Source organism: Bradyrhizobium sp. 27S5 (genome assembly GCF_037217225.1).
GTDB classification, from domain to species: domain Bacteria; phylum Pseudomonadota; class Alphaproteobacteria; order Rhizobiales; family Xanthobacteraceae; genus Bradyrhizobium; species Bradyrhizobium septentrionale.
On record NZ_CP147715.1, the window covers coordinates 33,928 to 58,415 of the forward strand.

Sequence of the window (24,488 nt, forward strand, 5' to 3'; positions counted from 1 at the left end):
ACGCTCCAAAAGAATCGGCGACTAACCGTTCTCTCGAACTGTGTAGAGTCTGCACGTCGAGTTGATCCTGGCTTTTGAACGTCTGGCAGTTCCTTCGTGACAACTGGCTTTCGAACCGCGTGTTCAAATCCTACAACGACATCCTCGATCACTGTTGCTACGCGTGGAACAAACTTATCGACCAGCCGTGGCGCACCATGTTTATCGGAATGCGCGATTGGGCATATCGGTTCTAATCAGCGGAGAGCGGCCTCAGAGGCCTGCCGCCTTGGTCAGATTGACGCGGAACCGATCCCGGCGGCGCTGATAGCGCCGGGTCAGCTCGGCGGACGCGTGGCCGAGCTGCTTCTGGACATAGCGCTCGTCGACCTCGGCCGAGGAGGCGAGGCCGGCGCGCAGCGAATGTCCAGCGAACTTTGTCTCTCGTTCGCCTTCGGGCAGGTCGGCGCGCACCCCGGCGGCGAGCGCCGCGCGTTTGACCAGTCGGGCGACCTGCTGGTCGGTCAGGCGATCGGGCCCGACGTCCTTGCCTTGCCCGCGCACCCGCCGAAACAGCGGGCCGTGGCCGATCCGGGCCAGTTTCAGCCAGATCTGTAGCGCGACGACTGGGCAGGTCGAGTCCGACGAGCCGCGGCCGATCTCGATCTCGCGCCAGCCGGTCTTGCCGCGCAGGGTGACAATCAGGCCTTGGTCGAGGATTTCGACCCAGCCACGGCCGTCCTCGGTGTCGTCGCGGTGGAGGTCGAGGCCGACGATTTCCGAGCGCCGCAGGCCGCCGGCGAAGCCCAGCAGCAGCATGGCGCGATCGCGTAAGCCCCGCAGCGTGCCGCGATCGAGCGTCTCGAGCATGGCGATGACGTCCTCCGGCAAAACGGCTTCCTTCTGTCGGGGCGGGGCGGCGTGGATGTTGCGAATGCCGGCCAGGACGGTGGCGATGTGACGGTCCTTGCGGTCGAGCGGCGTGCCGCGCTGCGCGTAGGTCCAGGTCAGGGCCGAGAGGCGGCGCTCGATCGTGGACACCGAATTCGGCTTGCGGTCGGCGGTCGCGGCGCCGGAGGCGCAGGCGGTGATGTAGAGCCCGACCGTCTGTGGGGCGGGCGGAAAGACCTCGAGGCCCTGGCGCCGGCACCAGGCGGCAAAATGTTTCCAGTCTGACGCATAGGCCCGGCGGGTGTTGGCCGAGCTCGCGGCGTCGACATAGTCGCGTGCGCGCTCGGCGAGGCGCGCAAGATGCGTCGGCAGGGGTTGCGCGGCCGGAAGCGGGGCGGGGAGGCCGCCGCGGGTCTCAGTCGACGCCTCCGCCGCAGACAGAGCAGCGTCGGTGGCCGGGCTTTCCGGCGGTGCGGAGCCTTCTGCAGGGTGGTTTTCGGCGTTCGGGACGGCGATATCGGGCATGCCCTCTATAAGAACAAAACGATCGATAAGGCAACATTATCGGTCGTTGTTATCCACTGACAGGCCCGGCGGTTTCATGTAAAATGGATAGCAAAAAGCGCCGCGCAGGCTTACCCTTTCGCATGCTCGCGCGTCGCCGAATCGTCCCCGACCCGCCGCCGACCTTCGCCCCCGCGCCGGCCTGGTTGCGTCGTCGCGCACCGCCCGACTTCGTCACGGAAGCGGTGTTTTATGCCGGCGCGGCGCTGGCGGCGCTGCATCCGATCGCCCGTGACGATCACCCGCTCGGCAGTCTTTGGCGCCAACGTCTCGCGCTCACTTGCGCGGCCGCGCTCGCGCGTCAGGGCGGGCGGACGGAGGACGAGGCGGCGCTGCGCGACCACTGGTACTTGCGCCGCGACGCCGACGACCCCGGACCGGGCGGGCGTATTCTCGCCGCCTGGCGCAAGCTCGGCGAACGCGCCTCCTCCAGCGACGTGGAGGGATGGATCTTTGCCCTTGCGACCGCGCTCGGCCATCCGCTCGGCTCGCTGCCGAGCGAGATCGTCGAACTTGCAAGCCGGCACACGCAGCGGCAGCACGCCATGCCGGTGCTGGCCGCCGCGGAGATCATCGCCGCGAGTGGCCGCGTCCTGCCGAACGAAGAATTGGTGCCGCTGTGGCTGGCCGACGCCGTCCTCGCCCACCAGCTGCGCTGGCCGGCACCGGTGCCGCTGCTCGCGGTGCATCTATCGCGCGGTGCGCTGCGCAAGGCGCAGCAGCACCTCGAAGGGGAGACTGTCTTCATGAACGCACTCTGTGCGGCCTACGCGACGGCGGCCGTGGCAGCGATCGACCTCTACAGTGATCTCGCACGGCGGGCGACACGCCTGCTCGCGGTCGCGCCGAAGTTGCGTGGCAAGGATGCCGACATCATGGTCGGGATCCTGATGGTGGAAGACGCCCAGTCCGCCGGCCCCGGCAAGACGGCGAGCGACCGCAGCACACGGCGGCTGTTCGAGCGACTGGTCTCGCTCGGCGCGGTGCGCGAGCTCACCGGCCGGCCGACCTTCCGATTGTACGGGCTCTGACATGGGCCGGCGCGCGCGGCCAAAAGCGGATCTCGACACCGAGCTGGCCGACCTGCCGCCGGAGCTGCGCTGGCGCGAATGGATGGGCCGGGTCGAAGCGGTGATCTTCGCCTCGCCCGGACCGGTGACGCGCGAGGCCCTCGCGCGCGTTGTCGGTCGCGACTGCAGCATCGACCTGCTGATCGATGACATTCGCGACGAATTGCGCGGCCGGCCTTACGAGCTCGTATCCGTCGCCGGCGGCTGGCAGCACCGGACCCGGAAAAACTTCGCCGAGGCGATCCGGGCTGCGATCGGCGCTGCCGGCGACCACAAGGCGTTGTCGCAGACCGAAGCACTGATCCTTGCCTGCATCGCCTATTATCAGCCGATCAATCGCAGCGAATTGTCATCCTTCTTCGGCAAAGAGGTCAGCCGCGATACCATCGCCCGTCTGCGCGGACTGGAGTTCGTCGCAGCCGGGCCGCGCAGCCCGCAGCTCGGCGCACCCTACACCTACGTGACGACCAAGGCGTTCCTGTCGCACTTCAGCCTGGAGACGCTGCGCGATCTTCCGGACATGGAAATGCTCGAGGAGGCCGGCCTGCTCAGCAAGGACAAAATGCTGGCGGGGGAGTTTCCTGTGCTGGCGTCGGACGAGGCCGACCAACTCGAGGCGGACCGAGACGAAGACGACCATGTGACTTGAATTGCTGCCGAGGAGTCTCCGACAATGCACTGACCGACGAGCAGTCGCCTCGTTTTCTGTGATCTCCTTGCGCTTCATGCGCAGCAACTACGCGAGCCGGCGCTCCTTACATGCCTTGACGAGATATTTCCCGGGAGCTATGCGGGAAAGTGGGTGATGACGGAATGAGATAGGCGGCGTATCGAGGCGGGTGTCGAGCCTGCCAGAACCTCTCAAGGAGAGCGATACGCCATGAACGAGACTAGCAATATTGTTGCCCTTCGTCAGCCCGACGATATCGACGATCCACTGACCAATATTCTGCGAGCTGGTGCTCGGGAGCTTCTGGCGCAGGCCGTGGAGATCGAAGTCGAGACGTTTCTTGCCACGGTGAAGGATTTGAAGCTGGCGCGACGGGCGCGCCCGTGTCGTGCGACATGGTTACGGCCCGGCGCGAACGATTGCGACCGGCATCGGACCGGTCGAGGTCGCGCGGGCAAAGATTCGGGACCGCGGGGCGGCCGGCGATAGCGAGCGGATCCGGTTCAGCTCGGCGATCCTGCCGCTGTGGGCGCGGCGCACCCGGAGCCTGGATGCGCTGTTGCCGGTGCTGTATCTGCGCGGCATCTCGACCGGCGATTTCCAGGAGGCGTTGACGGCCCTGCTGGGCAAGGACGCGCCGAACTTGTCGCCGGCGGTCATCTCCCGGCTGACGGCCGAGTGACAGGGCGAGTACGAGCGTTGGCAGAAGCGCGATCTGTCGGCGCGACGCTACGTGTATGTGTGGGCCGATGGCGTCTTCCTGCAGGCGCGCATGGAAGACCACGGCGAATGCATGCTGGTGCTGATCGGCGCGACGCCGGAAGGGAAGAAGGAACTGATTGGCTTTCAGGTCGGCGTCCGGGAGAGCGCGCAGAGCTGGCGTGAACTCTTGATCGACGTGAAGCAGCGCGGGTTGCAAATCGCCCCGGAAATTGCCGTTGGTGACGGCGCGCTCGGCTTCTGGAAGGCTCTTGACGAGGTCTTTCCCGGCACGCGGCACCAGCGCTGCTGGGTGCACAAGACCGTCAACGTCCTGGACAAGGTCCCGCTCTCGGTCCAGGCCAACATGAAGAAGGACCTGCGCGAGGTCTATTGGGCGCCGAACCGGGTGCGGCCGCCGAAGCGGCGATCGACGTCTTCGCCGAGAAATACCGCGCCAAGTACGGCCGGGCGGTCGAATGCCTCGCCAAGGACCGCGACGCGCTGCTGGCCTTCTACGACTTCCCTGCCGAGCATTGGGATCACTTGCGCACGACCACCCCCATCGAAAGCGTGTTCGCGACCGTGCGGCACAGAACCGTGCGCACGAAAGGATCGCTGTCGTCAACGACCGCCAGGCTAATGGTGTTCAAGCTGGTCATCGCCGCATCAAAAACCTGGCGGCGGCTCAAAGGCACAAATCAGTTGCCCAAGGTGATTGCAGGTGTCAGATTCAACGACGGCATCGAGGTCATCCGCATGCCGGCAAACCACGCCGCCTGATCGCCTCGTCACCCAAAATCCCGCATAGCTCATTTCCCGGTGGGTTTGCCCTTGGGGGCGCGCTCGGGGGGCGCCTGACTGGCTCACTCGCTTTCTCGTCAGCAGCGAAAGAGGCGGGTCCTTGAGCAGCTAAAGCGGCCGTAAGCAGTCGTAGCAGCGCCGGTCAGCGCATCGCGCTACTGGCCGGACTCTGCCCGTCGGAGGTAGGGCTATCGCATATGGGCGAGGACGGAGAGAAGGAAGTCGTTATTCCATCTGGCCTGGAGCATTTTGTGGCTGGTGCGCGTGGGACCTGGCGTGGCTTGTAGAGCGTTAAGTGCCAGCTTTCGGATGGCGGCAAGATTTTCGGCGGCATGGCCCTTGCGGCTACGGCAGGCGTCTTCGTCGAACAGAACGTCGAGAACCCAATGCAAGTTGTTCTCGATACCCCAGTGGGCGCGGACGGCCTCGAGCAGCTTCTTGGCCGACAACCGGCGTGAGGCCAGAAAGTATCGGGCCGTGTGTTTGGCTGTCTTGCCGGCCTTGGCGCGCCAACTATCGATGCGACCGACGACAGCGATAGCAGGGAAGCTGTATTGCTTTGCCAAGTCTGGGGCCGGCACGACGATGGCCTGCCGGCGCTCGATGCGGCCGTGGGCCGATGTCCTTCGCTGGCTCGCCCGCGCTGGCTTCCGGGCCGTATCGAGCAGCGCCTTGACGGCTTTGAAGAGCCGGCCGCGATTACTCTTGATGGCCAATACATAGTGGCCCTTCCGATCGCGGATGGCCTGCGCCGTGTCGGGCCGGCAATGCAAGGCGTCGGCGGTGACAAGAGCACCATCCAGATCGAGCAGGGCGAGGACTTCGAGAGCGCCGGCAATCTCGTTGCGATTGGGAGCCTTTCTCTGCGCCAACGCCATGCGCGTGCCTGCCGCCCAGACGTTGACCATATGTAGCGGCGTAGCCCGCCGGCCACGCGTGAAGGCTCCGCGCAACGCCTTGCCGTCGATGCTGACCACGCCCTTGACGCCGAAGCTCTTGCTGAACTTACGCAAAACCGCTTCCAGACCCTTCGGGTCCAGCACGCGGAAGACGTTGCTGAACGTGTCGTGGCTAGGAATACCGTGTCCAAGCTCCAGGAACTTCCGCAACAGCTGCTCTCGGCCTTTGCCGAAGAACTCGAACTCGGTGCAGGTCTTGGCGCCGGCCAGCGTCGCCGCCAAGGCAATGACGAGGATCTCCAACAAATCGTGTCGCGTGTTGCCGGCGCGTGGATCCTTGAGCGGTCGAAACAGGCGCCTGAGTTTGCGCATTTGGGTCTCCCTCGACAATCGAGAGACCCCCAAAGAATCCAGTTCCAACCGCTTGGCAACACCCCTCCTGAGCCATATGCGATTCCCCTACCGTCGGAGGGGGCGTTGTCGTAATTGATCCTCACTGCAACAGCTTATTGTTCGGGCAAGCTTTCGGAAAGCTGACGAAACCCACGGGAGTTCGGTTATACGCAGGGCGTCGTCTGACGCCCCGCGCCTTAGTCGCCCAAAGCAGAACTCAGCGCTCAAAAAGATTGCAGTTGGCGTTGCCGACGATCACTGTCCGCTCGATTTGCTCCGGACAATCCTGCAACCACGCAAAGACATCTTCGAGCCTATAAGGCGTTACGACTTCACGAGCACTCGGCTTGATGTCTGGACCTTCTATCAAATAGAAGCGTCCTTCAGCCGTCCTGACCATGCGGTCCCGTATTTCACCCTCGACCCCCGTGGTCGGGTCGAAATCTGAAAATACGCGCGTTGCAAAGTTGAACGCTCCGTCAAGTTGACGACGCGCTGTCCGCTTCGGCTTCGCTCGACGTCGCTTGGTTGCGCACTTAAGCTTGCGGCCCGACACCTGTCTCTTGAACATCTGCACTCTTCCTTTGCGATGCGCCGCCGCGGATTCGGCGAGCGCGCTCTTCGCTCGCCGCCATCGCAATATGGCCAATTGAAAGAGCCCGTGCTAATCAGTAGATACGTATCTAACCAGCGGCTGTGACATTTGTAAGATCACAAACGCTCGCGAGTTTAGCGCGGCCGTTGGAATGATGCTTCAGCTAGCCTGCACACTCCGGCCGCCACCACTTCGCACCCATTGACCGAATGCGCGCGTGAGAGCCTTGGCGACGACGTTGCCGGACGACACCGCCAAGGCTCAACCACACAACGGATAGCCCCTTAGATGGCTCGTACCAGCATGGGGGCCATTTCGGCCAAACTTGGGCAGGGTAGCCCCCGTCAGCCGCGCGTACCCATCCTTGGCGGCTCATCGACCGAACGAATGATTGAGCTGCGCGCTTGCCTCAGACTGAGCAAGTGAACCGCGGCTGGAGATCGGATAGCGGCATCTCGTCCGGCCATCTCGCCGCGTCCATCTGGACGTTGTGCGAGCACCAGTCCTTGCAAACGTGGGTCAAGCCGTCTCCAGCCGCTGCTTAATCTGCTCAGCTTGTTCCTTCGTCAGCTTCTCAGCCAAGCTGTAATCCTTCAGTTGGGCCGCCCCCTTGCGATCCCGATCATAAACCATCCAGTCGACGCTACCTCTTCGTACGAGGAACCTAGCCTGTATCGGTGCCATGTAATTCTCCGTAAACTCCGTCACCCACTATGAACGACCGCAATAATATTCGCGAAGAATATGTAGCACCCGGTCTGCGATGCTTCTGTGAACTTACGCACCCCCACCCACCGGAGCCCAGATATAGATACTTCGACCAACGCCAATCAGCCGAAAGCCCCTCGAAGATCCCGCCTGAGGTCGTGACTCACTCTAACTCAAATCTTGGCCGCAACTCACTGCAAATACGTTCGAGCCGAGAATGTAACTCATAGAGATCCGCCGGCGCCGCTACCACAGTTGTGCGGAACCCGAGCTGCCTGTCCTCGCTGACCTGAAAGAAGTTGATTAGTCCAAACCGTTCTAGGATCAATTCATGAAGCTGGTCTTTGGTGATCTTTTGCTTTTGTAACCCAATTAAAAAAGCCGATGCTAAGATTGCCCTCCTTTTGCGTCTTCCGCAGCGCAACTGCAAGGCGCGCGTTGCGGCACCCGTATTTGCCCGGGGGGGCGATTGTGAATCGACGCTGAACATTGACCCCGCACGCGCGAAGTCAGTCAAGCACTTGCGACGCCGATCGGCGTCCGGAGCCCACGCAGATTCACACTGGTGGCGCTATGGGAGGCCTCGGATCGGATCTGCGGCAAGCGGCTCAGGGTAATGATTCCGACGTTGCTGCCTTCGCTGGAGCGGCATGGCCGGCTCAAGCTCGGACCAGGCCGATTGAGCACTGGTGCTCGGCGTCAGCGCAGCCAAGATTGATCGGCTGCTGGTCGAGACCAAGATTGCCGCGGCCGGCGGTAACCGCAAAGCGAAATCACGACTGGCTGGTCTCCTTTACAGTTCGATTCTTACACCGCACGGCGGCTACCGACACATATCGCCGGACGCCCATTGATCGGCCATGCAGTCGCGCTATGCATGCCAACTCGGTGGGCTCCGAAGGGGGTGACCACCGTGGTGGCTTGCCAACGACGATCCAACTGAGCAAATTGGGTTCGGGGAAGAGAGCTGTCCACAAATGGTGCTCTCGGCGACGGAGCAGATGATGCGACGATCCGCATGAAACCGCAGCCGGAACCATCAAGCCGGGAAGTTCTTGCTGGCCTTGTTGAGCGCGTCACATACCACAACGACGGGAATGGCTACTGCGTTTTGCGGATCAAGGCGCGCGGCCACCGCGAACTGGTCACTGTAGTCGGGCACGCCGCGGTGATCTCCGCTGGCGAGTGGATTACCGCATCGGGCGAATGGGTCAATGACCGCACCCATGGCCAACAGTACAGGGCGAAGTTCTTAAAGACCTCGGAACCGACATCGCTCGACGGCATCGAGAAATACCTCGGCTCCGGGATGATCCGCGGCATCGGGCCAGTCTATGCCAAGAAGCTGGTGCGCGCCTTCGGTGAGAAGGTGTTCGATACCATCGAGGCGGAGCCCGAACGGCTGCGCGAGGTAACGGGCATCGGCCCGGTTCGGGCCAACCGGATCACGGCCGCCTGGGCTGAACAGAAGATCGTTCGCGAAATCATGGTCTTCCTGCACAGCAATGGCGTCGGCACAGCGCGGGCGGTGCGCATCTATAAGACCTATGGCGCGGACGCCGTACAGGTCATGACCGAGAACCCCTACCGCCTCGCGCGCGACATTCGCGGCATCGGCTTCAAGACTGCCGACGCGATCGCGATGAAACTCGGCATCGAAAAGACCGCAATGATCCGGGTTCGGGCCGGGATCTCCTATGGGCTGACCGAGGCGATGGACGAAGGGCACTGCGGTTTGCCGACGGATGAACTGGTGCCGCTTGCCGAGAAGCTGCTTGAGGTCCCGGTGGAACTGGTGCGCATTGCGCTTGATCTCGAACGGACAGCAGGCACGGTCATCGCAGACAGCGTAGGCGAAACGTCCTGCGTATTTCTGGTGGGCCTGCATCGGGCGGAGCGCTCGATTGCCGAGCGGCTGATCCGGCTTGCGAATGGCACACTGCCCTGGCCCTGGATCAATCCAGACAAGGCACTGCCTTGGGTCGAGCAACGGATCGGGCTTACCCTTGCCGAAAGCCAGGTCGCTGCGATCCGGCTCGCATTGATGTCCAAAGCGTTGGTCATGACCGGCGGTCCTGGTGTCGGCAAGACCACCATCGTCAAAGGTATTCTCCGCATTCTCGCAGCAAAGGGCGTGAGGCTCCTGCTATGCGCGCCGACCGGCCGCGCCGCCAAGCGCATGACCGAGGCGACCGGTTTTGAGGCTAGGACGATCCACCGGTTGCTGGAGGTTGACCCCAAGGGCGGCGGCTTCAAGCGCGGCGAAGACAATCCGCTCGACTGCGACCTGCTTGTTGTCGACGAAGCCTCAATGGTAGACGTCATGCTGATGCAGTCACTCATCAAGGCAGTGCCAGACAAGTCTGCCCTTTTGATCGTCGGCGACATCGACCAGCTTCCTTCGGTTGGGCCAGGCCAAGTGCTGGCCGACGTCATCTCATCCGGTGCTGTGCCGGTGGTGCGTCTCACCGAGGTGTTCCGGCAGGCCGCGCAAAGCCGCATCATCATCAGCGCACATCGCATCAATCAGGGGGCTATCCCCGATCTCAGCCTGCCCGGCACGGATAGCGATTTCTACTTCGTGCAAGCAGGCGATCCAGAAACCGCCGTACAGCGTATCATCGAGTTGGTGAAGACACGGATCCCCAATCGCTTCGGCCTCGACCCAATTCGCGACATTCAGGTTCTGTGTCCAATGAACCGGGGCGGCGTCGGTGCGCGCTCGCTAAACATCGAACTGCAGACGGCTCTGAATCCCGCCGGCGAGCGCAAGGTCGAACGCTTCGGTTCGACGTTCGCGTCCGGTGACAAAGTGATGCAGATCGAAAACGATTACGACAAGGAGGTCTATAACGGTGACATCGGTTATATCGACGATGTCAGTTCCGAAGACAGCGAACTCACCGCAAGCTTCGACGGCCGCTCGGTCATTTATGAGTTTGGCGAGCTCGACACGCTGGTGCCGGCCTACGCAGCAACTATCCATAAGAGCCAGGGTTCAGAATACCCTGCCGTAGTGATCCCGGTGATGACGCAGCACTACACCATGCTGCAACGAAACCTGCTCTATACCGGCGTCACCCGGGGCAAACAACTGGTAGTTCTGGTCGGTCAGAAGAAGGCCGTTGCCATCGCGGTTCGCAACGTTTCGGGGCGGCGAAGGTGGTCGAAATTGAACGAGTGGCTGGCGTCAAGAATAGCGTCGATGCCGACAAGATGAGGGCCGACGATGAATGTGCGCAAAGCGCATAAGATTTGGATTGAACAGTGCGAAGCGGCTCAAACGATCAAGGCGCGATTCGGGCTCACGGCGGCCTTCGACTACCTTGTCGGTGAGAAGTTGATGAGTTTTACCAGTACTGCCTCCAGACATCCCCGACTTCGCGCGGGAACTGCCGCGGTTCTTTTCCGAGGTGAGGCGCATGTTCACGCCGGATGAGATTGGCGCAAAGTTGGTGCAAATCGAGCTTTCGCAAAGCGAAAGGAACGTTGATGTTTTGAAAGATGATGGTTTTCTTCTTGAGATTCCGGCCGCAGTCGCGGAGTGCGTTCTCCAGTTCATTCTGGTCAAGGAATTGCTGACCGCGCCATCCTCGGTACTTCGTGACAGAATGGCAAATTACTTCTCGATGTGGCGCGCCGCTCACCACCAAAATCGCCAACATTTCCGGTGGGGTCGTAAGGTCCCACCGTCATGATGACGCTGGAACCCGTTCTCACCCCGCATGGTTTGCTGACGCTGCGACAAACGGCGCAAGCTCCTGCGTTGGAGCCCGATCAGGGCTTGCGGCTGGAGAAAGCATTTTTACGGGGCTCAGGGCACGGATTGTTGTGGCTCGGCGCCGACGAAGTCGCGACGGTTCTCCCGCCGGTGTTGTCGTATTGGCGAGAGCTTGGAATGCGCTACATGACTGCACTGTGCGCTCTTCCTAGTGTTGGAGACGGCCGGACCAAGCCGCCTGTGCCAATCCCCGCCGATGGCGAGCTGGACACGATGGCAGCGGCCGTTCCGCCGATGATCGGCGCGGAATACCTGACGACGTCTGTCCTGGCCAATCTTTGGCGAGGTATGGATGCGGCCTTTGATGCCGAGTTGGTGCAGGCCAAGCTCTCCGTGCAGGAGTTCCTCAAGAGCCGTCATCCGGCATGGAATTTGGTTGGGCGCGTTCATTTCAACCTCGCGGAGAACCGGAAGGACGAAGAAGCCCCGTTCGCGTTTCTTGCGACCTACACGACCCGACTTTCGGCTGAGGCCAAGGCCCAGCATCTGCCGCTCGGCAAGGCCTTGCAGGAGTATTCCGGTGCGAGGAACCGCCAACGCCTGCTCTCGCTGCTGATGCCCGTCCAGCGTGCCGCCGAAAGTTGCCCTTGGTTGAAGATCATGGTCGATGCCAGCGATATCTTTCACCCGCTGCGCTGGAGCCCACAACAGGCTCTGCAATTCCTGAAGGATGTTCCCGCGCTCGAAAGCGCCGGGGTGGTCGTGCGAATGCCAGCGAGTTGGCGCATGAACCACCCCGCACGCCCGCAAGTGAAAGCAACGGTCGGGGGCAATGCGCCATCACAGCTGGGGATGGACGCGCTGCTCGACTTCCGAGTGGAGGTGACGCTCGAGGGCGAAAGCCTCTCGAAGGCCGAGATCAAGCGACTCCTGGCGCATTCCGATGGATTGACCTTAATCCGTGGCAAGTGGGTCGAGGTCGATCATGAACGACTGCATCGCACACTCGAGCAATTTGAGGCCATCGAGCGCCGCGCCGCCGCCGATGGTCTTTCGTTCGGTGAGGCGATGCGTCTGCTGGCTGGGGCTGGCATTGCCGGAGATAAAACTGCCGCACCAGCCGACATCGATTGGAGCCAGACCGTTGCCGGCCCCTGGCTGGCGGAGACGCTGGCGACCCTGCGCCATCCCGATTGGCTCATGCGGGTCGACCCCGGTCAACATTTTCAGGGTACGCTGCGACCCTATCAGCAGTCGGGTGTGCAATGGCTCTATCTGCTAACGCAGCTCAAGCTTGGGGCTTGCCTTGCCGACGATATGGGGCTCGGCAAAACCATCCAGGTGTTGTCGCTGCTGCTGGTGATCAAGAATGAGGACATGGCAATTCGGAAACCTTGCCTGCTCGTAGCCCCCGCCTCGTTGTTAGCCAATTGGGCCGCCGAGATTTCCCGATTTGCGCCAAGCTTGAAAACAGTCGTGGTCCATCCATCGGCTGCGCCGTCCGAGAAACTGAACACTTACAGTGCGGACAGATGCGCAGATGTCGATCTCGTAATCACGAGCTACGGCTTTCTGACGCGTACGCCTTGGCTAGAAACTACATCATGGCGGTTTGTGGTGCTCGATGAAGCACAGGCCATCAAGAACCCGGGCGCTAAGCAGACAAAATCGGTCAAGAGGCTCAAGGCAGAAATGCGCATTGCGCTGACCGGCACGCCCATCGAGAATCGGCTCGGCGACCTATGGTCGATCTTCGACTTTATCAATCCTGGCCTGTTGGGATCGTCGAAGGAGTTTTCGGCATTCGTCAAACGCCTCGCCGACCGGCCACATAACCCTTACGGTCCGCTCCGCCAACTGGTGCGCCCCTATATCCTGCGACGGCTGAAGACCGACAAGAGCATCATTGCCGACCTGCCCGACAAGACCGAGGTGAAAACCTTCTGCCCCTTGAGCCGCAAGCAGGCGGCGCTTTATCAGCAAGCAGTGGCGGAACTGGCCGGCCATCTCGAAGAGGTCGATGGAATAAAGCGGAGAGGTATCGTCCTAGCTTTTCTCATGCGTTTGAAGCAGATCTGCAACCATCCATCACAGTGGCTCGGCGACGGTGCGTGGAATGAGGAGGATAGCGGTAAGCTTGTGCGTCTGCGCGACATCGCGGAAGTGGTTGCCGCCCGGCAGGAGAAGGCACTTATCTTCACCCAGTTCAAGGAGTCAACGGCGCCACTAGTGGCGTTCCTGGGCTCCGTATTCGGAAGGCCCGGCCTCGTCCTGCATGGTGAGACAGAGGTTAAGAAGCGCAAGGACCTGGTGCGCCAATTTCAGGAAGACGAAGACGTCCCGTTCTTCGTGCTCTCGGTCAAAGCAGGCGGCACCGGGCTCAATCTCACAGCGGCCTCGCATGTCATTCATTTCGACAGGTGGTGGAATCCGGCTGTCGAAAACCAAGCTACCGACCGTGCCTTCCGGATCGGACAGACCAAGAACGTGCTTGTGCACAAGTTCGTTTGTCGCGGCACCGTGGAGGAAAAGATCGACCATATGATTGAGTCGAAGAAACAATTGGCTGGGGATTTTCTTAGCGGCGGAGCTGACATCCTGTTGACTGAGATGAAAGATGAGGAGTTGCTTAGACTCGTGACTCTCGATTTGGGTGCGGCGATGAAGGAAGGGGATGAATGAGCTACTACGGGTGGCATGCTTACGTGCCGGTAGCTGAGAAGCGGCGACAGGCAGAACGCAAGTTGGCCAAGCTCAAGAAGCAGGGACGATCCGTTGCGCCCGTGAGGATCGAGGGCCGCACAATTACCAAGAGCTTCTGGGGCAGATCTTGGTGCGTCAACCTTGAACGATACAGCGACTATGAGAACCGCTTGCCGCGCGGCCGGACCTATGTCCGAAACGGCTCCGTTATCGACCTGCAAATTGCCAAGGGCGAGATATCGGCAATGGTCGCCGGGTCTGAGCTCTACCAAATCAAAATTGTCATTGCACCGGTTACGCGGGCACGCTGGAAATCCATCTGTCGGGACTGCGCCGGGACCGTCGATTCGCTAGTTGAGCTCCTGCAGGGCCGCTTGGCGAAAGGCGTGATGGACCGGGTCTGTCGAGAGGGTGACGGCCTGTTTCCGTCGCCGACGGAAATCAAGCTGTCCTGCAGCTGTCCAGATTGGGCGGACATGTGCAAGCACGTTGCGGCAGCACTGTATGGTGTCGGCGCCCGGCTAGATGAAAAGCCTCAGCTTCTTTTTGTGCTGCGTGATGTGGATGAAACTGAAATGCTCGCCAGCGCTGGACAGGATTCTCCGCTAACAACGGCGTCAGGCGCGGCGAAGGTGCTTGATGAAGGCGATGTCGCCGCTCTATTCGGGCTGGAGATGGCCGAAACTCCGCATACCCCAAATCCTGCCTTAACAGTCGCAAAGAGACCCCAACAGTCCAAGGCGCAAAAAGGCAAGATATCTGCCAGAAAGACCAAACGAGCAGCGAAGACAGATGTCGCCTTACATCGTGCGACTCGGGTCAGTTCGGGAACGAAAAAGACAACCCGAGCAAGTGCCAGGAAACGGCGCACTCGGGGATGTCCCGATCGCTGTTGAACTATGTCGGGCCGAGGTTGCCAGAATGAATGTTGCACTAAACCGCTACCGCGGTAGGGAGCGCATGGCTGCGGCCTGAAGGGGGAGGCGCCACAGAGTGCGCGGCAGCGGCATTAACGATCCGTCGCTGCGCGTCGCGCAGTCCGACTTGTGGGTGTGAATCGACGCTGAACATTGACCCCGCACGCGCGAAGTCAATCAAGCACTTGGGGCGCCGATCGGCGTCCGGACCCCACGCCGATTCACACGCTGGTCGGGATGGCGAGGCGGCCCACGAACTGGAGGTCGAGAAGCTCCACGCGAAGATCGGACAATTGACGGTCGAGCGAGAGTTCTTAGCCAGGAGGTCCGGAAGATGAGCGCGCCGGATCGCCGAGGATTGCTTCAGCGCGATCATGAGAGTCTATCGATCCGCCGGCAATGCCAACTGCTGAGCGTTGCGCGATCGAGCGTATATAGGCCGCCGCGGCCGGCCAATGACAACGACCTTGAGCTGATGCGACGCATCGACCAGCTGTTCACGGCCTGGCCGTTCCTGGGCTCGCGGCGGATGACGGCGATGCTCAATGCCGAAGGCCGTCGCATCAATCAAGCGCGTGCAGCGGTTGATGCGCAAGATGGGCATCGCGGCGCTGGGACCAAAGCCCAGAACCACAAAGCCGGCGCCGGGACACAAGATCTTCCCGTATCTCCTGCGCCATATGGTGATCGACCGGCCAGGGCTTTCTATATCTGGTGGCGATCATCGATTGGGCGAGCCGTGCGGTACTGGGATGGCGCCTTTCGAACACGATGGACACATCGTTCTGCGTGTCTGCGCTCGAAGAGGCCTTGGCGCGCCTCGGCCGGCCTGAGATCTTCAATACCGACCAGGGTAGCCAGTTCACCAGCGCGGCCTTCACCGGCACGCTGGCCGCCACCGGCGTCAGGATCTCGATGGACGGTCGCGGCCGCTGGATGGACAACGTGTTCATCGAGCGGCTGTGGCGCTCGCTCGAATACGAGGACATCTATCTCAAGGGTTATTCGGATGGCCACGAGGCCAAAGCCGGAATCGCCCGACCCCATCAGGCGCTGGAAATTCGCGCGCCGATGGCGGTCTGGCAGGCCGGGGCGCATTCGGCGAAGAGGCTGTGGATATGACGCTTCTCGCAAGCGAGAAGCTTGGACAACGCTGCGCGTTGCCCACAGCTGCAACAGCAGCAAGCAAGAGTAGCGTAAAGTATTGGGAAGAACGAACGGCAGCAGCTCCACTTAAGAACCGGACCCGGTGGTCCTCAGCAAAGGGTCCACTGCACCCAGCAGGCTACCCCCTCTTGGGTACGAAACGTTTGCGCCTGCGCAGTCTTAATGCTCGTCAGGATTTTGCACTTTACATCCTGGGGCTAGAGCCGACGTCGCCGGCGTGTATTTTAAGCGGGCGGCGTTGCGCCCTGGCATGGTGGTAATTTTACCACTGTTCCCCGGCGTCGAGACGCGGAACTCTGGTTCGCGATTGTCTCTTCTTCGGATTTGGTGTGCGATCAAGCTAACCAATCTCGACTGACGCGGGACTGGCCATGTGGCCCCAGCAATCGCCCCCCGGGCCTCCAAGGGTTGCTGGGGCCGCTTCGTTTGGATTCGCCAGACGGGCCCCAAATACCTATTTTACGGGCATGTCGATCAGCCGAAAAGCGATCGAGATCCCGCCCGAGGTGGCCCGACAGTTGGCAGCGGCGCCGCCTATCGCGCGCAGGCAAATGCGCTTGAGATCGAGGCGCAGGCGAAGCGCGCGGCTAGCGGATGAATACGACGCCGCGCAGGAGCGGGGGAGAGATCAAGAGCGCTGGCAAGCCTAATTCTTCCACGCTGGGCGAGCGTTACCGAGATCGGTCTCACTCACAAAGACATTCACGAAGCCCGCATCAGACCCAAGGCAGGCAACACTCGTCGATGGTCGGGCGCCCAGGCACATCCACGATCTGAAGATCGCGAAAAATCGATAGAGCCGCTTCCGCCTCGGCCGGAAACCGCGCATCGGGCGCAAAGCGTCGTCTCGCTGACGAGTCTGACGCCGCGCAGGAGCATGGTGAAGTAGCAAGGCGGCAGAACAATCCCGGAAGCGTTGGGCATGTTCCGGAGGAGAACATAACGCCACTGCTGGCGAACTCGGCCTTTCCCGCAAGGAGCGCGTCGGGCATGGCGAGAGCAGGTCTCCTTCGCAACGCCGGCTACCGGTGCCAGTGGGCGGAGCGCGGGCAGCACTGCGACCGGGCTGGCGCGCCTCCGACCAAAGCCTGGTGCCTCTGGGGACCTTGCCGAGCGCCCCCTAGCGGCTTCACTCCACGCCGTATCGTGCGCGATCATCCGCGATGGCTCATCGTCGTTACACGAAATGGTCCGGCCGCTTCTTGCCATCTGGTAGCTGCCCTGCGGAATGGCTCGCCGGCGGGCGCCTTGTGTGCACGGCAATGCGGCACGGTCGGCGCCGTGCACGTCGTTCCGAATTGGCATGACATGGTAGGCCACGCGGTGTAGGCCACGCGGTGCCCATTCACCAGAGCCCTGGAGATCGTGATGGAGTCGGCTGCCTTGGCGTCACAAGCCCGCTCGTCACCTTCGTTACTGGACCGGCCCTGTCGTCGAACCGAAATGGCTTCAAGACGGGTGCTTGGTCTTCTGCGTTGGCTGTCAGCATCACAACAGCCGGCTGAAACTTGCCGATCTTCCCGGATTGTGGACTGGTACGATATCTCCGCGCCGACTGGACTGGGGCGAAGTGATAAATTTCGCCAAAGGCGTCTCCGGCTTCGAGGTGGCCTTGCTGCGTTTGCTCACCGGCGCTAACGCTGGTCTTGAGGTTGGCGGAGAGGATGCACGATGAGCAAGGCGCGCGAGTTTATCGATTTCTGGATCGAGAATAGCGTTCACGCTGTCGAACAGTATCGGACTGTCGGCGCGTCGCAGGATGTGGCCGAGCTGAGCCGCCGCCTCATCGATGCTGCCAAGGAACAAGGTATACCGGAAGCGGACTTGGAGGCTGAGATCGGCGATATCTCCGACTACATCGCAGGGCAGCTCGAGGCGGCGAATAGGGCTGAGAGCGAACGGCGTAAGCTGACGTAGGACGCTATTCGTTCTTGACCCAACTCAGCTGTCATTTGAATACGACGACGATGATAATAAAGAGGCCGCCAACTGAGGCGCCCTTACTCATGGGCGGCTTTTGGTCCCGGGCCTTCTCCGTTTGACTTGCTCGATCAGAGGCCGGATTAGATGTTTAAAAGCAAGGCCGAGACATGTGATCACCACCAAGATCGGCCAGTATGCTCATTCCGCTCGATGTCGCCCACCAATCCGGGATGATGTCGCCCGGGGTGACGAGGCCTCTTCTGGCTCCGATACGGTCCCGCCTTTCGGCTTTGCGAAGGGGACCTGGATGCCGACGGAGAGGTTTGCGATGCGCCATGTGCGCGATATGATCAGATTGAAGTCGGCCGGGATGCCGACCCGCGAGATTGCGCGGCGGGTCGGCACGGCCCCTTCGACGGTGCGGTTGACGATCCGCCGGTTCGAGGCGGCGGGGCTGACCTGGCCGTTGCCAGACGACGTCACCGACACGGTGCCGGAGGCCCGGCTGTTCGCCAACGCCGGAGCCGGTCCGGGCACCCGGCGGCAGGCGTCACCGGATACTTCACGCCGACTTTCGCCGCGCCGCCGACGCTCTTGCGCAGCGCGTCCATCAGATCGACGACGTTCTCGCCGCGCGGGCGCTCCTTCGGAGTGATCGGCTTGCCCGCTCGCTTCTGGTTGATGAGATCGACCAGCGCCGTTTCGTACTGGTCTTCGAACTTGTCGGGTTCGAAGTTGCCGGCCTTCTGCTCGACGATGTGCCGGGCCAGTTCGAGCATATCCTTGGTGACTTTGACGTCATCGATTTCGTCGAAATACTCCTTCGGATCGCGCACTTCGTAGGGGTAGCGCAGCAGCGTCCCCATCAGGCCTGTCAATCGGCCCTTTAATTGCGGGTTGTTGTCAAGCTGTCATTCTTTCTCTCCAGTGGCACGCCCGTAGCGATTGCTCCGTCGGAGCTGGTCGCGTTGCGGAGACGGAGCGATCGCGGATGGCGACACGATCGCCTGACGGGATTGGATAATCGATGTCGTTGGCTGCTCCGGCGTAAATGGATTGATGTCGTAGCTGGGGTCATGGTCCTTTCCGAGGTCGCGAGCGCCTCATGATGATGTCCGGATCGAGCGCCTCAACGTTTGCAGCGGAGTGCGGACGAACCGCCACCAGCCGATTGACCGAGGTCGCCACGACCACCGTCCCAGCGGGACATCGCCAGTCCGGCGGGGCCGGACCAGGAGCTTAGAAAATAGGATTATGCCTCCTTCGCCTGCCCCCAGTCGAACGATGTGCCGTCCACCCAGATGCAGTGCAGGATTACGGCGATCTTCCGGGCAATGGCTACCTTTGCCTTCCTCATCCCAATCCGCTTTGCGAGCTTCATGCCCCAGGCCTTGAGGCAAGACCATTTCTTTGTTCGGTACAGCAGAACGGTTGCGGCCTCGAATAGGTAAGTCCGTAGAAGTCGATCGCCCCAACGGGATATCTTGCCGTTGGTGTCAGTTTCGCCAGATTGGTTGCGTCGCGGCGTAAGCCCCAGATAGGCGCCAACTGTCGAAGCGGATCGGAAGCGTGAGGGATCATCGATCGTATGGCGGACAGTTAGGGCAGTCACGACGCCAACACCCGGGACCGTCATCCGACGGCGCGTCGTCTCGTCCTGTTTTGCCAACCGGCGGACTTGGTCATCGAACTTATTCTGTTGCTGACACACGTTCTCATGGATCGACAAGAGCGGGGATATCACGCTCAGGAGCTGATGATCATCGCCCAAGAGCTCGTGGACCTGGTGGCGAAACTGCAGGCCGATTGCGCGAGGGAATAGTAATCCATACTCCTTGATCAAGCTGCGAATCTGGTTCTCGATATCCCGGCGAATGGTCACGAGACGAAATCGCGCAACGAGTATCGCACGAATCTTCTGGCTTTCTTCGCTCTTGACCTTCACTTCCCGGTACCAACCGACCCGCACCAGCTCGGCGAGGCCTCGCGCGTCGTTTTGATCACTCTTGTTCATGCGCACCGACAAGGCTGCGTGCGCGTGCCGAGCGTCGATACAGACCACAGGAAGATCAACCCTGCGGAGTTCATGCCACAGCCAACTCGCCATCGCGCCCGTTTCGAATCCGATGCGCTCGGCATGAGGCGCATGCTTGCGAAGCAAGTTGGTCAATGCGACCGGATCAGATTTGGCCTTTCCTTCGAAGATTACTTTTCCCATCTCGCCAACTACACATATCGCCGTTTCCCTCTGCGAGACGTCCAGCCCAACGTATTGCTTCATCATAGCTGCTCCGAATCCTTTTGATTGCGAGAGCTCGACTATAGCGAGAGTACCTTCCTCCCGAGCGTCGACCGCAATTACGTCATCGTTTGCAAATTTGACCCCTCGTATTGCCTCAGGAAGTAATGTTACCCGGGATGAAGGTCTACGAACTGCCCCAGACCGGTCTCGAGCCTCGGGCCGTATTTCATCCACGGGCATGGATACGATGGCTGTCTCCGCCACCTTCCGCCGGAGGGACCGAAGCAGGCGCTGAACGATCGAATGCTGCTTGTCGCTGAACATCGAAGGATCGATCGTGGCGAGCCTGCCCACGATGGCCAGTGCAGTGAGCTGTGGCTCGACGGCGAGCCAGTTCTCGATGATCGCGAGATGGGGATCGAGCTTCGAGGGCATGCGAATACGCTTTTTGTATCGCCGTTTCGGCCGGCGGTGCGTGCCCCGCACTTCGGCGGTTTTTGCCGCCGTGCCGAGCGATCGGGCAAACGAGAGCGGATCAGCCGGCGATACGGTGGGAACCTTCGCAAGACCGCGCTTGCCGATCCGTTCGCCGAGCTCTTCCTGCGCCGTGCGGATCGTGGCAAGCAATTGTATGGGATCGAGAGTCCGATACGTCTGGCGCAGACGGCGCTTGACCGCTGATGGGAGTTTCGGGTGCCCCAGTGCACGTTCGTATGGTGTGGCAGGCGGATGATAGCGTTTGATGATCTTGGCACCCTCGCGGCGCTTCTCTTTGAGCTTGAATGACGGCTGGAAGAAGTTCACCAGCAGGCGCGCCGCCGCGTAGAGACGTGCCATCACGCGGGCCGTCTCGACCCCGTCGAAGCGCCCGTATCCGACGAGCCGCCGGACCACCGCACCGTTCTTCTGCTCCACGAAAGCCTGATCGTTCTTTTTGTAGGCACGTGACCGCGTTACCTCGATCTTCTGTGCTCGGCACCATGGAACGACGACGTCGTTCATGAACGCGCTGTCGTTATCGAAGTCGGCGCCACAGATCACCCACGGGAACAGGCCCTGTGCTCGCGTCATCGCTTCCACGACGAGGCTGCCATCGCGTGTCACCAGGGGCAGGCATTCCGTCCATCCTGTTGCGATGTCCACCATGGTCAAAGTCTGGATAAACGAGCCGGCGACGCTGGTCCCACCGTGCGCGACCATGTCGATCTCGCAAAAGCCTGGCGGCGGGTTTGCCCAGTCATTGAAAGTGCGGATCGGCACCTCGCGTCGAATCGCCGAGTAGAATCCGACTCGCCGCCGGCGCCCCCCAGCAGCCGCAATTTTAACGTCGATCAACATCCGATCGATCGTCGCCGCGCTCAGAGTTGTCAGCAGCGCACGCTCTGCGCTCGTTGGCTTCAGCCGGCCATGCCGCTCGAGTGCGGGCAACAGCACTGGGATCATCGATACGAGGCGCTTACCGCAGACGCGATCGGAGGCTTCCAACAGCGCGATCAGCGCGTCGCGCACGCTGGCGTATTTGCGTCGCCGACTTGTCGCTGGTTCGGTTGGGCTCGTTGCCCCTTCGTCCAGTGGGGGTCTGGGCCTATCCCTTCCGGCAACCGACAGTGCTCGCACCGCGTGCTTGCGGTGCCAACCCGTCGTTGCTGTCAACTCGTCAAGGATCCGTCCCTTCTCCACTCGTCCAGCCGCACGGTAGCGCCTCGCCACCGCGGCCAACACCTCGCGCCTTGCGCCCATGCTGATCCCGCTCGCCATTGGCGCCACCGACCTGATTCGGTAACGCCGCCCCAGTCATCAGCGGAATTGTTCGGTAACATTTTCGATGAGGCAATGCGGGGGGGCAATTTTGGACGCCGATCCCCCGGCCTAGGGGGTCAATATTGCAGACGATGACGTAATTGCGGTCAGCGCTCGTGACACGAAAGCTCCATTAGAATCGAGCTCTCGGAGAAGCTGTCATGAAGCAATATGTCGGACTCGATGTCGCGCAAAAAGAAACTTCAGTATGCGTGGTCAATGAAGCGGGCGAGGTCTCGTTCGAGGGGAAAGCCAAGTCCGACCCGGGGGCGCTCACGGCACTGCTTCGCAAGCGGGCGCCACAGGCGGAGCGCATCGGCTTTGAGACCGGCGCAATGGCGAGTTGGCTGTGGCATGAACTTCGCAGGGTCGATCTTCCGGTGGTTTGCATCGACGCTCGGCATGCCCACGCGGCTTTGTCGGTACGCATGAACAAGAGCGATCAGAATGATGCTCGAGGTCTGGCCGAGCTGGTGCGGGTTGGCTGGTATCGAGAGGTCAAAGTCAAGAGCGAGGAAAGTCAGAGGATCCGCTCGATACTCGTCGCGAGATCCCGGCTCGTGGCTATTCGTCGAGACATCGAGAACCAGGTCCGAAGTCTGATCAAAGAATACGGCTTGCTGTTGCCACGTGCGATCGGACTGCAGTTTCGCAATCAGGTCTGTGAGCTATTGGGCAAAGATCATCAGCTCCTCGGTGTGATCGTGCCGCTTCTGTCGATCCATGAACAGATCTGTAAGCAGCAAAGCAACTTCGACAATGAAGTCCGCCAGTTGGCAAAGTCGGATGAGACGACGCGCCGCCTGATGACTGTTCCTGGCGTTGGCGTGGTGACCGCCTTGACCTTCCGCCATACGATCGATGACCCATCGCGATTCCGATCAGCATCGAGCGTCGGCGCCTATCTAGGTCTTACACCTCGGCGCAATCAATCTGGCGAAACTGACATCAATGGCAAAATATCACGATGGGGCGACCGTCTTCTTCGAACTTACCTGTTCGAGGCCGCGACCGTCCTGCTTTATCGAACGAAGAAGTGGTCGTCCCTTAAGGCCTGGGGAATGAAGCTCGCCAAGAGGATTGGCATGAGGAAGGCGAAGGTCGCCATCGCGCGCAAGATCGCCGTTGTTCTGCACTGCATCTGGGTCGACGGCACATCGTTTGACTGGGGCCAAGCAAAGGAAGTCTGATCCGATCTTGTAAAGTTCCTGGTCCGGTCTGCCGGACTGGCGATGTCCCGCTGGGACGGTGTTGTGGCGACCTCGTTCATTCGGCTGGTGGCGCTCGACTGTACTCCGCTGCAGACGTTGAGGCGTCCGACCCGGACATCATCATGAGGCGCTGCGCGACCTCGGAAAGGACCATGACCCCGGCGAAGACATCAACCAGCCCGTACTGTCCAATGCCTGGCCAGTAGAGCATGTATCAGCCGCGCCCGCGCCGTCTCCGCAACCCCGACCAGCTCCGACGGCGCGGGCGCTACCACCTTGCCGTTGGAGAGTTCGAAAATGTGAGCTTGACAACAAACCGCAATTAAAGGGCCGAATGACATCTATGCTACCTCCGGCAAGGTCTTCACTCGGTACTTCTGATAATCGAGAACGGCCGCTGCAAGTGGCATCGAGCGCGGCACGCTCACAGGTCTGAGGGAGACGATAAGCGCTCTCATCGCCGTCCTCAATGCCTATGACCGGCCGTCAGGGAATCACGAATCGCTCGAAAGCAAAATCCCAAAACGCAAGAAACCGCGGCCCAACACCCGGCTTTCCTGCAAAATCGAATACTTTATCGAGATAACTTCTGCCTCCGTCTCAGGCCGATCTGCATTCTTCACGGACGACCACAAAGCTCTCAACAATTGGGCCGAGAATTCTCATCAGCCGACGCGGCGACGCCATGAAGCGTTTTAAATCGTCCCGTCAGGCTCAACGGTTTCTGTCAGTTCACGATCAGGACGCGAGCCTTTTCCACACCCCCTATTCAGGAGCCGTCACTGCCGACTTCCGTCGCGCTTCGCGCGAGCGATCTTCAGTGCGGCGTCCGGCTTGGCGCGCGTCGACAGCCTGGCGGGATCGCGCCGTTTGGCCCCATGGGCGTGGTAGGTCGAGGGGGCGATCAGGCAACACCCGACAGATCGGCTCGACCCCATGCGCCCCACGATGATCGTCAATGAAGGCGATCATGGCTTGGACCGGCGGTCGAGCTCCGCCATCGCAAAATAAGCGCTCGCCTTGCGCAGGATCTCGTTGGCCTGTCGAAGCTCACGGTTCTCCCGTTCCAGGGCCTTCAGCTTCTCGGCCATCTCCGTCGGAACGCCGTCCGCTGTCCGCTGTCGATCTCGACCTTCTTGACCCAGTCATGTAGCGTCTGCGGTGTGCAGCCAATCTTGGCGGCAATCGATCTCACCGCCGCCCACCGCGAAGGGTGCTCGCTGGCGTGATCCGGAACCATCCGAACCGCACGGGCCCGAACCTCGGGTGAAAACTTGTTCGTCGTCTTGCTCGTCATGGCTCCATCCTCTCGGGAGTTGGAGCCTCCGGCAAACCCGGGGCGGTTCAGACTGCAACAAAAGTGAGTCAGAGCCAATTTTTACGTCGCCCGACAGCGCTCGTCAGGTACTCGACAGCTTCCTCTCATAGCAAAAATTGTGGGGAAGAACATCCGAGTGGCCGACTGCCTGCGGCGCGGACGGTTCGGACCCACGGTGGTTTGTTGCTGGATCCAACGTTGAGAGCTCATTCTG

Annotated in this window: 16 protein-coding genes, 5 pseudogenes and 1 other annotated feature; of the genes and pseudogenes, 13 read left to right on the plus strand and 8 right to left on the minus strand. The window is 61.1% G+C overall.

What is annotated here, in order from left to right; all coding sequences use genetic code 11:
• Positions 1–77 precede the first annotated feature (77 nt).
• A pseudogene (locus WDM24_RS43085) lies at positions 78–236 on the plus strand (IS630 family transposase); the annotation flags it as partial.
• Positions 237–252: 16 nt separating this feature from the next.
• Here the strand turns inward: WDM24_RS43085 and WDM24_RS43090 are convergent.
• Positions 253–1,395 (minus strand): tyrosine-type recombinase/integrase, encoded by a 1,143-nt coding sequence (locus WDM24_RS43090; protein ID WP_338832634.1) that lies wholly within the window; start codon positions 1,393–1,395, stop codon positions 253–255.
• Between the two features lie 83 nt (positions 1,396–1,478).
• Here WDM24_RS43090 and WDM24_RS43095 point away from each other — a divergent pair, with 83 nt between their 5' ends.
• The 3 genes and pseudogenes from WDM24_RS43095 (at position 1,479) to WDM24_RS43105 (ending at position 4,656) form a co-directional block, all read left to right on the plus strand.
• Positions 1,479–2,465, plus strand: coding sequence for a DUF1403 family protein (locus tag WDM24_RS43095; protein WP_338832635.1), 987 nt, complete (start codon positions 1,479–1,481; stop codon positions 2,463–2,465).
• Position 2,466: 1 nt separating this feature from the next.
• Positions 2,467–3,153, plus strand: a complete 687-nt coding sequence (scpB, locus tag WDM24_RS43100; RefSeq protein ID WP_166107266.1) for an SMC-Scp complex subunit ScpB — start codon at positions 2,467–2,469, stop codon at positions 3,151–3,153.
• A 231-nt stretch (positions 3,154–3,384) separates the two neighbouring features.
• Positions 3,385–4,656, plus strand: a pseudogene (locus WDM24_RS43105) (IS256 family transposase).
• A 209-nt stretch (positions 4,657–4,865) separates the two neighbouring features.
• On the opposite strand, the gene WDM24_RS43110 reads toward WDM24_RS43105, so the two are convergent.
• The 3 genes from WDM24_RS43110 to WDM24_RS43120 form a co-directional block, all read right to left on the minus strand.
• Positions 4,866–5,948: an ISAs1 family transposase gene (locus WDM24_RS43110; protein WP_338821920.1), complete on the minus strand. Its 1,083-nt coding sequence runs from the start codon at positions 5,946–5,948 to the stop codon at positions 4,866–4,868.
• A 238-nt stretch (positions 5,949–6,186) separates the two neighbouring features.
• A complete protein-coding gene (locus WDM24_RS43115; protein WP_166309244.1) occupies positions 6,187–6,540 on the minus strand; it encodes a hypothetical protein in 354 nt (117 codons plus the stop codon).
• Positions 6,541–7,083: 543 nt separating this feature from the next.
• The gene (locus WDM24_RS43120; protein ID WP_166218292.1) at positions 7,084–7,248 is read right to left on the minus strand and encodes a hypothetical protein; all 165 of its coding nucleotides are present in this window, start codon (positions 7,246–7,248) and stop codon (positions 7,084–7,086) included.
• A 713-nt stretch (positions 7,249–7,961) separates the two neighbouring features.
• Between WDM24_RS43120 and WDM24_RS43125 the strand changes: the two genes are divergently transcribed.
• The 5 genes from WDM24_RS43125 (at position 7,962) to WDM24_RS43145 (ending at position 14,592) form a co-directional block, all read left to right on the plus strand.
• Positions 7,962–8,126 (plus strand): hypothetical protein, encoded by a 165-nt coding sequence (locus WDM24_RS43125; RefSeq protein ID WP_166218004.1) that lies wholly within the window; start codon positions 7,962–7,964, stop codon positions 8,124–8,126.
• A 164-nt stretch (positions 8,127–8,290) separates the two neighbouring features.
• Positions 8,291–10,492, plus strand: coding sequence for an ATP-dependent RecD-like DNA helicase (locus WDM24_RS43130; protein WP_166107273.1), 2,202 nt, complete (start codon positions 8,291–8,293; stop codon positions 10,490–10,492).
• Positions 10,493–10,694: 202 nt separating this feature from the next.
• On the plus strand, positions 10,695–10,970 hold the full coding sequence (locus WDM24_RS43135; RefSeq protein ID WP_224925079.1) for a hypothetical protein: 276 nt from the start codon (positions 10,695–10,697) through the stop codon (positions 10,968–10,970).
• Positions 10,967–13,675, plus strand: a complete 2,709-nt coding sequence (locus WDM24_RS43140) for a DEAD/DEAH box helicase (RefSeq protein ID WP_338832636.1) — start codon at positions 10,967–10,969, stop codon at positions 13,673–13,675. The genes WDM24_RS43135 and WDM24_RS43140 overlap by 4 nt, the downstream gene beginning before the upstream one ends.
• Positions 13,672–14,592 (plus strand): SWIM zinc finger family protein, encoded by a 921-nt coding sequence (locus WDM24_RS43145; RefSeq protein ID WP_166218001.1) that lies wholly within the window; start codon positions 13,672–13,674, stop codon positions 14,590–14,592. Before WDM24_RS43140 ends, WDM24_RS43145 begins: the two co-directional genes overlap by 4 nt.
• 403 nt (positions 14,593–14,995) lie before the next feature.
• Here the strand turns inward: WDM24_RS43145 and WDM24_RS44610 are convergent, their stop codons facing one another.
• Positions 14,996–15,208 carry a hypothetical protein gene (locus tag WDM24_RS44610; protein WP_414645820.1) on the minus strand — a complete coding sequence of 71 codons (213 nt, stop codon included), beginning with the start codon at positions 15,206–15,208 and terminating at the stop codon, positions 14,996–14,998.
• Between the two features lie 119 nt (positions 15,209–15,327).
• Between WDM24_RS44610 and WDM24_RS44615 the strand changes: the two genes are divergently transcribed.
• Positions 15,328–15,735, plus strand: a complete 408-nt coding sequence (locus WDM24_RS44615) for a transposase (RefSeq protein WP_414645821.1) — start codon at positions 15,328–15,330, stop codon at positions 15,733–15,735.
• Positions 15,736–17,451: 1,716 nt separating this feature from the next.
• Positions 17,452–17,697 (plus strand): hypothetical protein, encoded by a 246-nt coding sequence (locus WDM24_RS43155; RefSeq protein WP_166107283.1) that lies wholly within the window; start codon positions 17,452–17,454, stop codon positions 17,695–17,697.
• Between the two features lie 485 nt (positions 17,698–18,182).
• Here the strand turns inward: WDM24_RS43155 and WDM24_RS43165 are convergent.
• Together WDM24_RS43165 and WDM24_RS43170 are read right to left on the minus strand one after the other, a co-directional pair.
• Positions 18,183–18,575 (minus strand): annotated as a pseudogene (locus WDM24_RS43165) (Ku protein); the annotation flags it as partial.
• 380 nt (positions 18,576–18,955) lie between these two features.
• On the minus strand, positions 18,956–19,984 hold the full coding sequence (locus WDM24_RS43170; RefSeq protein ID WP_248594498.1) for an IS110 family transposase: 1,029 nt from the start codon (positions 19,982–19,984) through the stop codon (positions 18,956–18,958).
• Positions 19,985–21,906: 1,922 nt separating this feature from the next.
• Between WDM24_RS43170 and WDM24_RS43175 the strand changes: the two genes are divergently transcribed.
• Both WDM24_RS43175 and WDM24_RS43180 read left to right on the plus strand, forming a co-directional pair.
• Positions 21,907–22,935, plus strand: coding sequence for an IS110 family transposase (locus WDM24_RS43175; RefSeq protein ID WP_338832637.1), 1,029 nt, complete (start codon positions 21,907–21,909; stop codon positions 22,933–22,935).
• A 651-nt stretch (positions 22,936–23,586) separates the two neighbouring features.
• Positions 23,587–23,773: pseudogene (locus tag WDM24_RS43180) on the plus strand (IS6 family transposase); the annotation flags it as partial.
• Here WDM24_RS43180 and WDM24_RS43185 read toward each other — a convergent pair.
• Positions 23,769–24,253 (minus strand): annotated as a pseudogene (locus WDM24_RS43185) (transposase); the annotation flags it as partial. The pseudogenes WDM24_RS43180 and WDM24_RS43185 overlap by 5 nt on opposite strands.
• Positions 23,853–23,970, minus strand: a sequence feature (AL1L pseudoknot). (Overlaps the previous pseudogene by 118 nt.)
• Positions 24,254–24,488: the final 235 nt, after the last annotated feature.

What these genes read in the sequence shown, in the direction of transcription:
- WDM24_RS43090 (WP_338832634.1), bottom strand. Translation starts at nt 1,395, where the DNA reads ATGCCCGATATCGCCGTCCCGAACGCCGAAAACCACCCTGCAGAAGGC.
- WDM24_RS43095 (WP_338832635.1), top strand. Translation starts at nt 1,479, where the DNA reads ATGGATAGCAAAAAGCGCCGCGCAGGCTTACCCTTTCGCATGCTCGCG.
- scpB (WP_166107266.1), top strand. Translation starts at nt 2,467, where the DNA reads ATGGGCCGGCGCGCGCGGCCAAAAGCGGATCTCGACACCGAGCTGGCC.
- WDM24_RS43110 (WP_338821920.1), bottom strand. Translation starts at nt 5,948, where the DNA reads ATGCGCAAACTCAGGCGCCTGTTTCGACCGCTCAAGGATCCACGCGCC.
- WDM24_RS43115 (WP_166309244.1), bottom strand. Translation starts at nt 6,540, where the DNA reads ATGTTCAAGAGACAGGTGTCGGGCCGCAAGCTTAAGTGCGCAACCAAG.
- WDM24_RS43120 (WP_166218292.1), bottom strand. Translation starts at nt 7,248, where the DNA reads ATGGCACCGATACAGGCTAGGTTCCTCGTACGAAGAGGTAGCGTCGAC.
- WDM24_RS43130 (WP_166107273.1), top strand. Translation starts at nt 8,291, where the DNA reads ATGAAACCGCAGCCGGAACCATCAAGCCGGGAAGTTCTTGCTGGCCTT.
- WDM24_RS43135 (WP_224925079.1), top strand. Translation starts at nt 10,695, where the DNA reads ATGTTCACGCCGGATGAGATTGGCGCAAAGTTGGTGCAAATCGAGCTT.
- WDM24_RS43140 (WP_338832636.1), top strand. Translation starts at nt 10,967, where the DNA reads ATGATGACGCTGGAACCCGTTCTCACCCCGCATGGTTTGCTGACGCTG.
- WDM24_RS43145 (WP_166218001.1), top strand. Translation starts at nt 13,672, where the DNA reads ATGAGCTACTACGGGTGGCATGCTTACGTGCCGGTAGCTGAGAAGCGG.
- WDM24_RS43155 (WP_166107283.1), top strand. Translation starts at nt 17,452, where the DNA reads ATGAGCAAGGCGCGCGAGTTTATCGATTTCTGGATCGAGAATAGCGTT.
- WDM24_RS43170 (WP_248594498.1), bottom strand. Translation starts at nt 19,984, where the DNA reads ATGAAGCAATACGTTGGGCTGGACGTCTCGCAGAGGGAAACGGCGATA.
- WDM24_RS43175 (WP_338832637.1), top strand. Translation starts at nt 21,907, where the DNA reads ATGAAGCAATATGTCGGACTCGATGTCGCGCAAAAAGAAACTTCAGTA.